Source organism: Streptomyces sp. NPDC001513 (genome assembly GCF_042894695.1).
GTDB lineage: Bacteria > Actinomycetota > Actinomycetes > Streptomycetales > Streptomycetaceae > Streptomyces.
In genome coordinates, this window is sequence record NZ_JBIAVU010000012.1 from 28108 (window position 1) to 42172 (window position 14065).

The 14065-nt window shown below is 75.1% G+C and carries 12 protein-coding genes; 9 read left to right on the forward strand and 3 right to left on the reverse strand.

Annotated elements, in window-relative coordinates; genetic code table 11:
* Window positions 1-44 precede the first annotated feature (44 nt).
* Genes ACFYZ4_RS25915 through ACFYZ4_RS25945 form a run of 7 tightly spaced genes read left to right on the forward strand, consistent with a single transcriptional unit; the run spans window position 45 to window position 10405 of the window.
* A complete protein-coding gene (locus ACFYZ4_RS25915) occupies window positions 45-1643 on the forward strand; it encodes a SagB family peptide dehydrogenase (protein WP_390784920.1) in 1599 nt (532 codons plus the stop codon).
* Between the two features lie 13 nt (window positions 1644-1656).
* On the forward strand, window positions 1657-4437 hold the full coding sequence (locus ACFYZ4_RS25920) for a lantibiotic dehydratase (protein ID WP_390784921.1): 2781 nt from the start codon (window positions 1657-1659) through the stop codon (window positions 4435-4437).
* Window positions 4434-5540 (forward strand): lantibiotic dehydratase C-terminal domain-containing protein, encoded by a 1107-nt coding sequence (locus tag ACFYZ4_RS25925; RefSeq protein WP_390785063.1) that lies wholly within the window; start codon window positions 4434-4436, stop codon window positions 5538-5540. Before ACFYZ4_RS25920 ends, ACFYZ4_RS25925 begins: the two co-directional genes overlap by 4 nt.
* Window positions 5537-6679 carry a peptidase M50 gene (locus tag ACFYZ4_RS25930; RefSeq protein ID WP_390784922.1) on the forward strand — a complete coding sequence of 381 codons (1143 nt, stop codon included), beginning with the start codon at window positions 5537-5539 and terminating at the stop codon, window positions 6677-6679. Before ACFYZ4_RS25925 ends, ACFYZ4_RS25930 begins: the two co-directional genes overlap by 4 nt.
* 56 nt (window positions 6680-6735) lie before the next feature.
* Window positions 6736-7719 carry an ABC transporter ATP-binding protein gene (locus tag ACFYZ4_RS25935; RefSeq protein ID WP_351300446.1) on the forward strand — a complete coding sequence of 328 codons (984 nt, stop codon included), beginning with the start codon at window positions 6736-6738 and terminating at the stop codon, window positions 7717-7719.
* Entirely contained in the window at window positions 7716-8471 is a 756-nt protein-coding gene (locus ACFYZ4_RS25940; protein WP_351300443.1) for an ABC transporter permease, read from the forward strand. The genes ACFYZ4_RS25935 and ACFYZ4_RS25940 overlap by 4 nt, the downstream gene beginning before the upstream one ends.
* The gene (locus ACFYZ4_RS25945; RefSeq protein ID WP_390784923.1) at window positions 8468-10405 is read left to right on the forward strand and encodes a TOMM precursor leader peptide-binding protein; all 1938 of its coding nucleotides are present in this window, start codon (window positions 8468-8470) and stop codon (window positions 10403-10405) included. The genes ACFYZ4_RS25940 and ACFYZ4_RS25945 overlap by 4 nt, the downstream gene beginning before the upstream one ends.
* Before the next feature lie 102 nt (window positions 10406-10507).
* Here the strand turns inward: ACFYZ4_RS25945 and ACFYZ4_RS25950 are convergent, their stop codons facing one another.
* The gene (locus ACFYZ4_RS25950; protein ID WP_007268044.1) at window positions 10508-10681 is read right to left on the reverse strand and encodes a thiazolylpeptide-type bacteriocin; all 174 of its coding nucleotides are present in this window, start codon (window positions 10679-10681) and stop codon (window positions 10508-10510) included.
* A gap of 164 nt (window positions 10682-10845) precedes the next feature.
* Between ACFYZ4_RS25950 and ACFYZ4_RS25955 the strand changes: the two genes are divergently transcribed.
* Window positions 10846-12129, forward strand: a complete 1284-nt coding sequence (locus ACFYZ4_RS25955) for an amidohydrolase (protein WP_390784924.1) — start codon at window positions 10846-10848, stop codon at window positions 12127-12129.
* On the opposite strand, the gene ACFYZ4_RS25960 is transcribed toward ACFYZ4_RS25955, so the two are convergent.
* On the reverse strand, window positions 12126-12635 hold the full coding sequence (locus ACFYZ4_RS25960; RefSeq protein ID WP_390784925.1) for a carboxymuconolactone decarboxylase family protein: 510 nt from the start codon (window positions 12633-12635) through the stop codon (window positions 12126-12128). The genes ACFYZ4_RS25955 and ACFYZ4_RS25960 overlap by 4 nt on opposite strands.
* Here ACFYZ4_RS25960 and ACFYZ4_RS25965 point away from each other — a divergent pair.
* Entirely contained in the window at window positions 12634-13530 is an 897-nt protein-coding gene (locus tag ACFYZ4_RS25965) for a LysR family transcriptional regulator (protein WP_390784926.1), read from the forward strand. The two genes, ACFYZ4_RS25960 and ACFYZ4_RS25965, sit on opposite strands and share 2 nt — an antisense overlap.
* A 23-nt stretch (window positions 13531-13553) precedes the next feature.
* Here the strand turns inward: ACFYZ4_RS25965 and ACFYZ4_RS25970 are convergent, their stop codons facing one another.
* Entirely contained in the window at window positions 13554-14036 is a 483-nt protein-coding gene (locus ACFYZ4_RS25970; RefSeq protein WP_390784927.1) for a hypothetical protein, read from the reverse strand.
* Window positions 14037-14065 lie beyond the last annotated feature (29 nt).

Sequence of the window (14065 nt, forward strand, 5' to 3'; positions counted from 1 at the left end):
CCCGGCCGCCGCCACCGGCGTCCCACCCGAACGTAGGAGGACCCATGGGCTACGCCCATGTCTACGCCCACGAGATCATGCACCGCGGCCGGGTCCCGATGGAGCCCGTCGACTTCGTGCCCGACTGGGCCGACCGGCCCCGCAAGGCCAAGTTCCACCCGGAAGCCGAGACGCTCCCGTTGCCGACAGCCCTGCCGGACGCGGACGCGGACGCGGAGGCCGGCGCGGAGGCGGACGCGGTGGCGCGGCGGCCCGCGGCGGGGTTCACCCTGCCGCTGCTGTCCGGAATGCTCAGGGATTCGTACGGGCTGACCGGGCGCCGTCTCGCGGTCCAGGCGAACACCGACCTGGCCGCGCTGCCGCACTACACGCAGGCGAACTGGTCGCGGGGCACGGCGTCGGGCGGCGGGCTCTACCCGCTGGGTATCCACTGGGCGGCCGGGCCGGGCGGGCCGCTGACACCGGGGCTCTACCACTACGCGCCCCACCAGCACGGACTGCGACGCCTGCTGACGGGCGACGTCACCGGGCAGGTCCGCGACGCCCTCGGACCCGGAGCCGGCGCCGCCGCGGAGGCGACGCAGTACCTCGTCCTCAGCGTCAAGTACTGGCAGAACGCCTTCAAGTACAACAGCTTCTCCTTCCACGCCGTGAGCATGGACGTGGGCGCGCTCGTGCAGACCTGGCGCCTGTGGGCGGCGCAGTACGGGCTGCGGATCGACCCGGTGCTGTGGTTCGACGAGGAGCGCCTGGCCCGGCTGCTGGGCGTGGCGCCCGAGGAGGAGGGTGTCTTCGCGGTCGTCCCGCTGACCTGGGAGGGTGGCGCCCCGCCGGCCGGCGGAAGTGGTCTCGCGGCCGACGTCGCCGTCCGCCACCGGGACGTGGAACGCTCCCGCCGGGTCCTCGTGTTCGAGACGCTGCTGCGCGTCCACGAGGCCACCGCCGGACGGGCCGCCGACCGCCCGGAGCCGGGCGCACTGGACGCGGCCGCCGCCCTCCCGCCGCGGGGCGCCGAGCCGCTGCCGCTGCCGCCGCCCCCCACGCCGCCGGCCGCCACCGGGCGGGCCCTGCGCGAACGCCGCAGCAGCTTCGGCCGGTTCGAGGCCTACCGGCCGGTCGCGGCCGAGGAGTTCGCGGCCACGCTGGCCGACTGCGCGGCCACCCGGTACGGCACGGAGGCCGAACGCCCCGACGGGCCGCCGCTCACCTCGCTGTACGCGTTCGTCAACCACGTCGAGGGCGTCGCCCCCGGTGCGTACGCCTACGACCCGGCCGCGCACACCCTGCGCCCGGTCAAGCCGGGCCCGCCCGGTCCCTTCCTCCAGCGCACCTACTTCCTCTCCAACTACAACCTGGAACAGGCCGGTGCGGTGCTCGTCCCGACGGTCCGCACCACCGCCGTCCTGGACTCCGTGGGCGACCGCGGCTACCGGCTCGTCGGCGGCACCATCGGCGCCGTCGCGCAGACCTTCTACACCACCGCCGCGGCCTTCGGACTGGGCGCCGGCGTGGCACTCGGCTTCGACAACATCGCGTACATCGAGGAGCTCGGGCTGACCGGCACCGACGAGGCACCCTTGCTGATCATGCTGCTGGGCCACGAGCGCCCGCGGCCGGCCGACTTCCGTCACGAAATCGCCTGAAGGGAGCGGGACGATGAACACCACCGAGTGGCATGCGGGCGACCGCTTCATGCTGCGGGTCGCGGGGCTGCCGCTGTCCGCCGTCGACGCCCTGCGCGTCGCAGACACCCGCCGCTGGGCCGAGGACGTGCTCACCGCCGAGGCGGCACTGCGCGAGGGCGCCGCGCGGCTCGGCGACGTGCTCCACGGGGCCGTCGGAGCCACCGACCCGGCGCCGGACGGCCCGGGCGCGGCCCGGCGCCGCGCCCTGCTGCGGCTGCGCCGCCAGATCCACAACGACCGGCTGCCGGCCAGGCCGGACGCGTCGACTGAGACGGCCGTGGAGGCCGTCGCGGCCGTGGACGAGGCCGCCGCCGAGCAGTTGGCCGGCTGGCTGCACCGGCGCCGGCTGCTCGACAAACTGCTGGCCGAGGGCCCGCCGCTGCTCACGGCGGACCTGGCCCGCAACCGGACCGCGCTGCGGGAGCTGGTGGCCGACGAACGGCTGCGGCTCGGTCTGCTGCTGGCCTCCCCGGTGCTCGAAGGACAGCTGGACGGCTACGCGCGCACGGAGGGCGTGCCGACGGGACGGGCCCGCAAGGCCGAGCGGTCGGTCCTGTCGTACGTGTACCGCACGGCCTGCAAGACGAGCCCCTTCAGCACCTTCACCGGGGTGGCCACCGGCCGCTTCACGGACGCTCCCGGAGCGGCCGATGCCGGGGCCGACGGTGGTGACGTTCGCGGCGGCGTGCGGGTGGCCGATGAATGGACCAGCCACGTCCGCCTCAACGTCGTCGTCCTCGCCCGGCTCGCGGAGCTGATCCTGGCCGATCCCGTGCGCCGCCGGGACCTCCCCCTGCGCCTGGCCTCGGGCTGGGGCCACGAGGAGGACCGGATCCGCTACGTGCGGCGCTCGGTCACCGCCGGCGACGACGCGGCCGCCGTCACCTTCGACGCGGTCAAGGACCGGCTGTTCTTCCTGCGCCGCAGCGGCACCCTCGACCGCCTCCTCGGCCTGTTCGCCGAGCGGCCCGAGCTGCGCCACCGGGAGCTGGCCGACTGGCTGGCCGCCGAGCACGCCGCCGACCCCGCGGACTGCGAGGCGTACGTCTCCGCCCTCCTCCAGCTCGGCATGGTGCGCGTGCCCTGCCTGGACACCGAGGTCCACAGCGGGGACCCGCTGCGGTCCTTCCGGCAGTCGCTGGCCTCGCTGGAGCGGCCCTGGGCGGACCGGCTCGCCGCCCTGCTCGAAGCGCCCGCCGAGGCCCTCGCCGCCTACCCCGCCGCTGGGCACACGGAGCGGGCCGGACTGCTGCGGGTGCTGCGCAGCGGGCTGCACCGGGCGCAGGAGGAACTCGGCGCACCGGACGCGGCCCTGCCGCAGACCCTGCTGTACGAGGACGTGAGCGCGGGCCGCGAACTGCCCTGCCCGCCCCGGGACTGGACGGCGCTGCGCTCGGTCGAACGGATCCTGCCCGCCTTCGACCTCACCCTGGCCCAGCGGATCACCTTCGAGGGGTTCTTCACCGCCCGGTACGGCGCCGGCGGCCGCTGCGAGGACCTCCTGGGGCTGGTGCACGACTTCCACGAGGACTTCTTCGACCAATACCTGTCCTTCACCGCGCGGCGCAAGCCCTTCGACGAGCGCGGCGCCTACGTGCCGGAGGAGAACTGGCTCGGCCTGCCGGGCATCCGGGCCCTGGACGCGGCCCGGCGGGCGTTCATCGGCCGGATGCGGGAGGCCTGGGCGGCGTACGAGGGCACGGAAGGGACCGGGGGAGCGGGCCCGGCCGTGCTCCGCCTCGACGAGGCGGACCTGGCGGCGGTCGCTGACGAACTCGACCCGGTGACACCGGACTTCGCGCCGCGCTGCCACCACCTCCAGCTCGCCCGAGATCCCGCCGACGGGACCCCGCTGACCGTGCTCAACCGCTCGTACGGCGGACTGTCCTTCCCCTTCAGCCGGTTCACGCACGTCTACGACGGGCCGGGCGGGACGGACGGCGGCTTCTCGGCGGAACTGCGGGCCACGGCACGCCGGGTCACCCCGCCGGGCGCGGTCCTGGCCGAGGTCACCGGCGGGCCGGTCACCACCAATCTGAACCTGCACGGGCAGCTGACCGACTACGAGATCGTCTGCCCCGGGGAGAGCGGCACGCTCCCGCCGGAGCGCCGGCTCCACCTCGACGACCTGTACGCCGAGCACGTGCCGCACACCGGGCGCGTGGTGCTGCGCTCGCGGCGCCTGGGCCGCGAGGTGATCCCCGTCTACCTCGGCTACCTGGTGCCGCTCGCGCTGCCCGCGATCCCGCGCACCCTCCTGCTGCTGTCCCCGTCGTCGATGTCACCGCTCGACGTCTGGGCCGGCGTGCCGGAAGGCCCGGCGACGCCCGACAACGTGACCACCCGACCCCGCGTGGTGCACGGCGACGTCGTGCTCAGCCGGTGCAGCTGGACCACCACGGCGGGCGATCTGCCGGTCCAAGGGGCGCAGGAGGCCCGGCACTTCCTCGACTGGCAGCGCTGGCGCCGCGCCCACGGCCTGCCGGAGCAGGTGTTCGCGACCGTCTCGGCCGGCCCCTCGGCCGTCGGGGCCAAGCCGCAGTACGTCGACTTCGCGAGCCTCCTCTCACTCGCGGCCTTCGAGTCGCTGCTGCGCGCACCGGGGCACCGGGTCGTCTTCCGCGAGATGCTCCCCGACCCCGACGGCCCGCACGCGCACTCGGCACGCGGCGCCCACGTGGCCGAACTGGCCGTCGAAACCCACACCTTGACCATCAGAGACCAGGAAGGCCGCACGCGATGTCCGAGATGACCCCGTCCACCCCCGGCGCAGGCGCCGAGACCCGCGGCGCCTGGCAGGCCCTGCACATCTTCTACGCCGCCAACCCGCAGCCCCTGCTGGTGCAGTGCGTCCGCCCGCTGATCGCCGGGCTCACCGCCGACGGACTGCTCGCCGGGCACTTCTTCATCAACTACTGGCTGGAGGGGCCGCACGTACGGCTGCGGCTGCGGCCGGTCACCCCCGAGGCCGGGCCCGAGGTGCGGCGGCGCACCGAGGAGGCCGTCGCCGCGTTCCTCAAGGCCCGCCCGGCCCTGTACGAGGTCGACTCAGGATTCCTCAACGAGTTCTACAACACGCTGTTCGACATCGAGTTCCCGGAGGGGGACCGGGCCGCGTTCATGGGCCCGGACGGCCGGATGAACCTGCGGCCGAACAATTCGTTCTCCCGGGAACCGTACGAGCCCGAATTCGGGAAGTACGGCGGCCCCGCCGGCGTCGAACTCGCCGAATGGCATTTCGCCCGCTCCAGCGATCTGGTCATCGACGCCCTGCACCGCATGAACCTCCACCTGCGGACCGTCCTGCTGGGCACCTCCGCCCAGCTGATGATGGTCATGGCGGGTGTCTTCCTGCCGGAGCGAGAGGAACTCACCGGATATCTCGACCGCTACTACGAGTTCTGGCACCAGGCCTTTCCGGGCACCGGGTTCATCGGATCCGAGGAGTACGACCGGACCTACGGGCAGACGGCGCCCGGGCTCGGCCGCCGCTTCGCCGCCGTGCGCGAGGCGCTCGCCTCCGGGGAGACCGGCCGGCTGCCGGCCTTCCTCGCCGGGTGGGCGGAGCACTGCCGGGAGCTGCGCGAGCGCGCCGAGGCGCTCGCCGTCGCCGGGGACCTGGTCTTCCGCTCCTGGGACGGCACGCGCGACGAGCAGGTGACGGATCCCGCCGCGGCCCTGCCGCTGCTGCTCTCCCCGTACATGCACATGACCAACAACCGGCTGCACGTCACCATCCGCGACGAGGCGTACCTGGCGCACCTGCTGGGCCGCGTACTGCGCGAGAGCGAGAGCGCCCGCGAAGGCGAGGGCCGGAGCGGGGACCGGACCGAGGGCGCGGCGGTCGCCCCGTGACCGGCCCCGCACCGACCCCCGCCCCGGGCCCCGGCACCGGCCCGGCCGGGCTGCTGGAGCACCGGCCCGCCCTGCGGCCGGAGATCCTGCTCTCCGCGCCGCTGCTCGACGGACCGGCGACCGTCCACCTGGTCAAGGACCCGGTCTCCGGGGCCTCGTTCGAGATCGGGCCCAAGGAGTTCTTCCTCGTCTCCCGGATGGACGGCTCCCGCAGCCTGGCGGAGATCGGCGCCGCGTACGGACGCGCCTTCGGGCGGCGGCTCGGCGAGGGCAACTGGCAGCAGCTGCTGGCCCTGCTCGGCACCCGCCGGCTGCTCGCCGGCGGCCCCCCGCCGCCGGCACCCGAGCCGCCCGGCAGACCGCTGCGGGGCACCCTGCTCCGCGGCACGCTGCGCCTGGTCGCGGACGCCGATGCCACCACGGCCCGGCTGCACCGCGCCCTGCGCCCGCTGCTGCACCCGGTGGTACTCGGCGTCCTGCTGCTGGGCTGCCTGGCCATGGAGGCCGTGCTCGCCGCCTCGTTCGGCGAACTCGCCGACGCCTTCGGCTGGTTGCTGCTCCATCCGGTGCCCCTGGCGGCGGTGGCCACCCTGATGTGGCTGAGTACGGCCCTGCACGAGTTCGCGCACGGCGTCGCGGCCCGGCACGTCGGCGGAACCGTCAGCGAGATCGGGCTCCGCTGGCGGCTGCCCGTCGCCATCATGTACTGCACCGTGGACAACTACCGCTTCCTGGAACGGCGTCGGCACCAGGCGGCGGTCGCCGCCGCGGGCGCCTTCGCCAACCTGCTGTTCCTGCTGCCGTTCTCCGTCTGGTGGGCGGCGCTGCCCGAGGGCGACCCCACCCGCCGGGTGCTCGCCGCGCTCCTGCTCGTCGGCAGCGTGCAGGCGCTCGTCAACCTGATCCCGCTGCCCCCGCTGGACGGTTACACGATGCTCGGCCACGGGCTGCGCGTGACACGGCTGGCGCCCGCCAGTTCGGGGTACCTGCGTCTGCGGATGCGCGACCGGGCGGCCGCGGCCGCGTACCCGCCGCGGGCCCGCCGGCTCTACCTCGGATACGGCATCGGCTCCGCCGTGCTCGTCCTGCTGCTGGCGGCCGGCCTCACGGGAGCCGTCTGGTACGCCGCCACCACCTGACCCCAAGACCCCGACAGACCCGACAGACCCGACAGACACAGAGGGACGCACCACCCATGACGACAGACAGCACCCAGCCGCCCGACTCCCCGGCCATCGCCGTCCAGGACGTACACAAACGCTACGGCGACCGCCGGGCGGTGGACGGGGTGTCCCTCGACGTGCACCGCGGCGAGTTCTTCGGACTGCTCGGCCCCAACGGGGCGGGCAAGACCACCCTCATCGAGATCATGGAGGGACTGCGGCAGGCCGACGACGGCACGGTCCGCGTGCTCGGCCGGAGCCCCTGGCCCCGCAACACCGCCCTGCTGCCCCGAATGGGCGTACAGACCCAGGCCTCGGCGTTCTTCGTACGGCAGAGCGCGCGCGAGCACCTCGTCACGGTCGCCGGCCTCTACCGCTGCGACCCGGCGGCCGCGGACCGCACGCTGGCGACCGTCGGGCTCACCGAGCAGCGCGACGTCATGGTGGAGAACCTCTCCGGCGGCCAGCGCCAGCGCCTGGCCATCGCCTCCGCCCTCGTCCACGGCCCGGAACTGATCTTCCTCGACGAGCCGACGGCCGCCCTCGACCCGCAGGCCCGCCGCGATCTGTGGGAGGTGCTGCGCGCCCTCAAGAGCGAGGGCCGCACGATCGTCTACACCACCCACCACCTCGACGAGGCCGAGGCGTTGTGCGACCGCGTCGCGATCCTCGTCGACGGGCGGATCGCCGCCCTCGACTCGCCGCACCGGCTGGTCGCCGCGGCCGGTGCCCCGTCGCGGCTGCTGCTGCCCGTGGGCCGGATCGGCGTCGAGGAGGCCGCCGCGCTGCCCGGCGTGGACCGGGCCGTCCTCCAGGGCGGCTCCCTCGTCCTGGAGACGACGGCGCCCGGCAAGGTCCTCCAGGCCGTGGACGCGCTCACCGGGCTGGACGGGGTGATGACCCGTACGGCGACCCTGGAGGACGTCTACCTCCAACTCACCGGCGCCGCGGCCCACACCGGCCCCCGCGTCGGCCCCCAGGCAGGACCCCACACGCAGACGGAGCACCAGGCATGAGCGCATACACGGCCCTGACCGCCGCCGGCTACCGGGCGCAGGTCCGGGACAAGGCGACCCTCTTCTTCACCTTCGCCTTCCCGCTGCTCTTCCTGGTCGTCTTCGGCCTGATCTTCAGCGGGCAGGACGTCGAGGAGACCGGCCGCCCCTACATCTCGTACATCGCCCCCGGCGTGATGTCGTGGGGCGTCGCCAACGCGGCCGTCTTCGGCATCGCGTTCACGCTGATGCAGTGGCGGCGCGACGACCTGCTGCGGCTGATCCGGCTGACGCCGACCCCGCTGACGACCGTCCTCGCCTCCCGCTACGTCCTGGCGCTGGGCGTGGGCGTGGTGCAGGCGGCGGTGTTCGTCGCGGTCGCTATGCTCCCCGGCTTCGGGCTGGTCCTCGACGGCCGCTGGCCGCTGGTGCTGCCCGGCCTGGTGCTCGGCATCACGGCGTTCCTCGCGATCGGGGTGATCGTCGGGACGTACGCGAACACCCCGGAGGCCGTCGCCGCCATCGCCAACTGCCTGATGGTGCCGATGGCGTTCCTGTCCGGCTCGTTCCTGCCGCTCGACATGATGCCGTCCTGGCTCCAGTCGGTCTCGCGCGTGCTGCCGCTGCGCTACCTCAACGACGCCGCGACGGGCGCGCTCACCGGCACCGGCTCCCTCACCGCCATCTGGACGGGGTGGGCGGCCCTGCTCGGCTTCGCCCTCCTCTTCGGCGCGATCGGGCTGAAGACCTTCCGCTGGAGCAACCGGACATGACGAAGCCCCCGCCCCGCCCGCTCGCCCCCGACGGCGCCCCGCTGGAGGCGGCGAGACGGGACCTCGCCCGCGCCCTGGAACCGCTCGGCGCCGTCGTGGTGACCCTGGGCGTCCACGACGCCCTGGGGCCGCGCGCTGCCGACCCCTTCGCGGCGGTCCGGCCCGGCGCGCGCGTGCACCTCAGCGCGCGGGAGGTGCTGGTCGGCCCGTGGGGCGGTGACGGCACCGCACCGGCGTGCGGCCAGTGCCTGGCCATGCGCCGCCAGCGGCTGCGCAGCCGCAGCGAGCGCGACGCACTGGAGACGGGCAGCGGACCGGGCACGCCCGCCGGTCCCGAATGGCCGCGGCTGTCCCCGTACGCGCACGACGCGGTGTACGCCCTGCACGAGGCCGTCCACGGCGGCCTCGTCGGCGCACCGGCCGGCGCGGCGGCCGACCGGGCCCTGCCCCAGGTGTCCCGGCTGGACCTGGAGACGCTCCGGATCCGGACGTACCCGCTGGCCGCCGACCCGCTCTGCCCGGACTGCGGCCCCCGGGGCACGGACGCACCGCGGCCCTTCGTGCCCGCGTCCCGGCCCACACCCGGCCCCGGCGCGCAGCGGCTGCGGGCGGCGTCCTCCTACCCGATGCCGTACACGGCGCTGGCCAATCCGGTCACCGGGGTGCTCGGCGGCGGCACCTGGCTCAACGTCACCTCGCCGACGACCGCCCCCGTCGCCGGGAGCGTCTTCATGCGCGGGTACGCGGGCCTGACGGACGTCACGTGGAGCGGGCAGGCCAACAGCTTCACCGCGAGCCGCGACCTCGCCTACCTGGAGGGGCTGGAACGCTACGCCGGAACCCACCGCCGCACCGGGAACACCCTGCTCACCGCCTCCTACGCGGAGCTGGGCGAGCGGGCGCTCGACCCGGCCGCATGCGGGTTCTACGCCCCCGAGACCTACCGCGACGACCCGCTCGTCTCCCCCTTCGACCCGGAGCGGCCGATCCCGTGGGTGTACGGGCACTCCCTGCGCGACGACCGTCCCGTGCTGGTCCCCGCCCGGCTGGTGCACTACAGCGCGGGGCTCGCCGCGGACAACTTCGTCTTCGAGTGCTCCAACGGCTGCGCCATCGGCAGCTGCCCGGAGGAGGCGCTGCTGGGCGCGCTCCTCGAACTCGTCGAACGGGACGCCTTCCTGATCGCCTGGTACGCCGGACTGCCGCTGACCGAGATCGACCTGGCGACGGTGCCGGGGACGGCGGTGCGCACGATGGCCGACCGCGCGGCGCTCCAGGGGTACGACGTGCACGCCTTCGACAACCGCATCGATCTGGCCGTCCCCGTGGTGACCGGGCTCGCGGTACGCCGCGACGGCGGCCCGGGGCTGTTCTCCTTCGGCGCCGGAGCCGCGCTCGATCCGGCGACGGCGGTGGAGGCCGCGCTCTCGGAGGTGCTCACCTACATTCCGCACCTGCCCCGCCAGGTCGAGGAGCGCCGGGACGAACTGGAGGCGATGGCAGGGGACTTCGGCCGGGTCCGGCACCTGAAGGACCACGCCCAGCTGTACGGGCTGCCCGCGATGGCGGAGCACGTGCGGCCCTACCGGGAGCCGGCGGCCGTGCGCGCGATGGACGACGCGTACCGGACCTGGACGGAGCACGGGCGACCGCGGACCGGAGATCTGCGGGACGACCTGCTGTGCGTCGTCGACGAGTTGGTCCGCGCGGGACACGACGTGATCGTCGTCGACCAGACCACGCCGGAGCAGCGGCGGATCGGGCTGCACACGGTCTGCGCGGTGGTGCCCGGGCTGCTGCCCATCGACTTCGGCTGGTCCCGGCAGCGGGCCCCCCACCTGCCGCGGCTGCGGAGCGCGCCGCGGCGCGCCGGGCTGCGGGCGGCCGACCTCACCGAGGCCGACATCCGCCGGGTCCCGCACCCCTTCCCGTAGCGTCCGTACCTTCCCTAGCTTCCGGACACGGGCGGATGCCCCGGCCCTCGCGCAGGCGAGGACCGGGGCATCCGGGTGTCCGGGTGTCCGCGACCCGACGGGTCAGGCGGAGCAGGAGGTGGTGCTGGTGGTCGACGAACAGGTCGAGGTGGAGCTGCAGCTCGTGGAACCGGCGAGCACGACCTCGCTGGCGTCCGAGTAGTCGGAGATCTCGAAGGTCTCCGACTCCAGCTCCAGGATCTCGTCCGCGAGCGAGGCGAGCGGCGACTTCTCCATGATGACTCCTTCGGTGTGGGGGCCGGCACCGGGCTGTGCCGTGCCTGCCCCCATCAGAACCGGCGCCGCCTGCACCGGAGCCGTCGTGCCGCTGACACTCCGCTGACATCAGGTGTCAGCGCCCTGCCGTTCCGCCTCCCGCCGCCCTGACCGACCATGGCGGCATGACCGGCCACGCCCCCGCTCCCGTACCCCCTCCCGTACCCGCACCGCTCGCCCGGCTGGACGCGCACCTGCGCGACCTGACGGCGTTCTACCTGGAACTGCACCGGGATCCCGAGCTGTCGGGAGCGGAGCGGCGCACGGCGGACCGCTTCGCCGGACGGCTGGAGTCGGCGGGCTACGCGACCACGCGCGGCATCGGCGGACACGGCGTCGCCGGGGTGCTGCGCAACGGCGAGGGGCCCACCGTCCTGCTGCGGGCCGAACTCGACGCCCTGCCCGTACGGGAGACGAGCGGGCTGCCGTACGCGGCCGACGGCGAGGCCGCGCACGCCTGCGGGCACGATCTGCACCTGGCCGCGGCGGCGGGCACCGCCGCCCTCCTGGCCGAGGCGCCGCAGACCTGGCGCGGCACCCTCGTCGTGGTCGGGCAGCCGGCCGAGGAAACCCTCGAAGGGGCCCGGGCGATGCTGGCCGACGGCCTGTACCGGCGGTGCGGGCGCCCGGACGACGTACTGGCCCAGCATGCCGCGCCGCTGCCGGCCGGGATGGTCGCGCACGGGTACGGGCCCATGACGGCCGGCAGCGTCACCTTCCGGGTGGTCGTGCACGGCCGGGGCGGGCACGCGGGCGCCCCGCACCTCGCCGTGGACCCGGTGGTCGCGGCGGCCCACGTGGTGACCCGGCTCCAGACGGTGGTGGCGCGGGAGGCCGCCCCGGCGGAGCAGGTGGCGGTGACCGTCGGCTCGTTCCGGGCCGGAGACCGCGCCAACGTCATCCCGGACCGCGCCGAACTGGCCCTCACCGTCCGGGCGGTGGGCGAGGCCTCGCTGGCCCGGGCCGCCGCGGCCGTGGAACGGATCGTGCGCGCCGAGTGCGCCGCCGCGGCCTGTCCCCGGGAGCCGGAGATCGTCCGGACCTCCGCCTCCCCGGTCACCCATCCGGATCCGGAGGCCACGGCGGCCCTGCGGGAGGCACACGCGGCCGAGTTCGGGCCGCAGCGGGTGGCGATGTGGCCGCCCTCGCTCGCGACCGAGGACTTCGCCCTGTTCGGCGACGCGGGCCTCGACGTGCACGGCGAGCGGGGCATCCGGCTCGGCTACTGGATGCTCGGCACGGTCGGCCCGGCCACCTGGTCCCGAGCCCCCGGCACGACGGCGGCCGAGAAGCTGGCCGCCCTGCCGGCCAACCACGCACCGGACTTCGCCCCCGACGCCCGCACCGCCCTGCCGGCCGGCATCCGCGCCCTGACCAGCGCGGCCCTGTCCCGCCTCGGATCGCCCTAGACGGCCTGGCGGTGGTCGTGGCCTTGCCCCCGGCCGTGCCCGCCCCCGTGCCCGTGTTGCTCGTACAGGCGGTCCGCGAGCAGGGCGTGGGCGAGGGTGCCGCCCGCGCGGACGGACGCGGTCACGAACGCCGTCTCCGCGATCTCCTCGGCGGTGACCCCGTGCCGGCGTGCGGCGGCGGTGTGCACGTCCAGGCAGTAGGAGCACTGGGTGACGAGCGCGACCGCCACCGATATCAGCTCGCGGTAGCGGCGCGGCACCGCGCCGTCCTCCCGGTCCACGGCCTGCTGGAAGGCGAGCCAGGCGGCGAACTCCGCCGGGGCGTTGGCACCCACCGATCGGGCGCGCTGCAGGTCGTCGGGGTGTGCGTACACGGTGGCTCCTGACGTTCGGGAGGCGGCGGGCCCGTCGCCCGGCGCCTGCCACCACCTCACCGCGGAGGCCGGGTCCGCGTCCAGGACCGGATCCGGCTGCACGGGTTCGGAATCGGTATCGTGGCCGGTCATGGACTTGCGAGCGTTGCGCTGTTTCGTCGCGGTGGCCGAGGAGGGCCACTTCGGGCGGGCCGCCGCACGCCTGTACCTGGCCCAGCCGCCGCTCAGCAGGCGGATCCGGGAGCTGGAGGCCGACCTGGGGTGCCGGCTGTTCGACCGGATCCCCACCGGGGCGCGGCTCACCCCGGCCGGCGAGGTGCTGCTCGCGGAGGCGCGGGACCTGCTGGAGCGCGCCGAACGCGCCCGCGAGCGGGTCCGTGCCGCGGAGGCCGTACGGGTCCTCGTACTCGGGGTGGTCGCGGGCGCCGGCCTGGAGGCCGGACCGCCGGCGCTGGCCGCGCTGCGGCGGGAGCGCCCGGAACTACGGGTCCGGCTGCGCGAGGCACCCGTCACCGACCCCTCGGCCGGGCTGCGCGAAGGTCTGGTGGACGTGGCGCTGACCCGGCTGCCCTTCGACACCACGGGGCTGACGGTGCGCCCGCTCGGTGAGGAGCCGGTGGTGGCGGCCGTTCCCGCGGCGGATCCGCTGGCGGGCCGCGCACGGGTGCGGGTGGCGGAGCTGGCCGGCCGGCCGCGCTTCCGCCTCCCGCCGGGCACCGACGCCCGCTGGCGCGCCTACTGGTTCGCCGCCGCGGAGGACGATGCGGCCGGCCCGGTGGTGGCCACCGTGGAGGAGTGCCTGCACGCCGTCCTGTGGGAGGGAGCCGTCGGGCTCCTGCCCGCCGGGGCGGCGCTGCGGCACGCCCGCCCCGGGATCGCCTTCGTACCGGTGGACGGCCACCCGCCGAGCCGTGTCGTCACCGCCCGGCGCGCGGCCGTCCCCGACCCGTCGGCCGACGCCCTCGCGGACGCCCTCCACGCCGCCGCGGCGCGATTGCGCCCGCGGCAGCCCGCCGGGCGGGTGTGACGCCTTAGGGGGTGTCTTGCCGATCAGGCCGGGCACGAGTAGGAGAAGGAGACCGCGGCCGTGTCGGGTTCCGGCGCGGACACCTCCAGCCGCACCTCTGGAGTGAGCGTGCCCGGGCCGCTGATGCTCCACGTGGTCTCCAGCAGCGCGGTCCGCCGGCCCTCGACGAGGCGCTCCTCGAGGACCCCCGAGGAGGTGCCGTCGCTGCGGTGCCACCGGTAGCGGAGGATGCCCGCTTCACCGTTCGTCCGGACGGCCGCCCGGACGCGCACCGTCTCGTCGCACCGCAGCACGGCGGTGGAGCGAGTGAGCGTGATTCCTTCGACCGCCAATGTGTGTTCCCCCAGTGGTCGGCCCGCCAGGTACAGGACGACAAGGGCGGCCACGGCTCCCAGCACCAGCGCGCCCGGTCCGGGGCGGCGGCGTCGTGACGGGGCGGGCGGTGCCGGCGGAAGCGGCGAGACACCAGGCCCGAACCGTACGGTCTCGGTGAGGGGAACGGGCATGCGGGGGAACGTGAGGGCTTCCGAGCCGG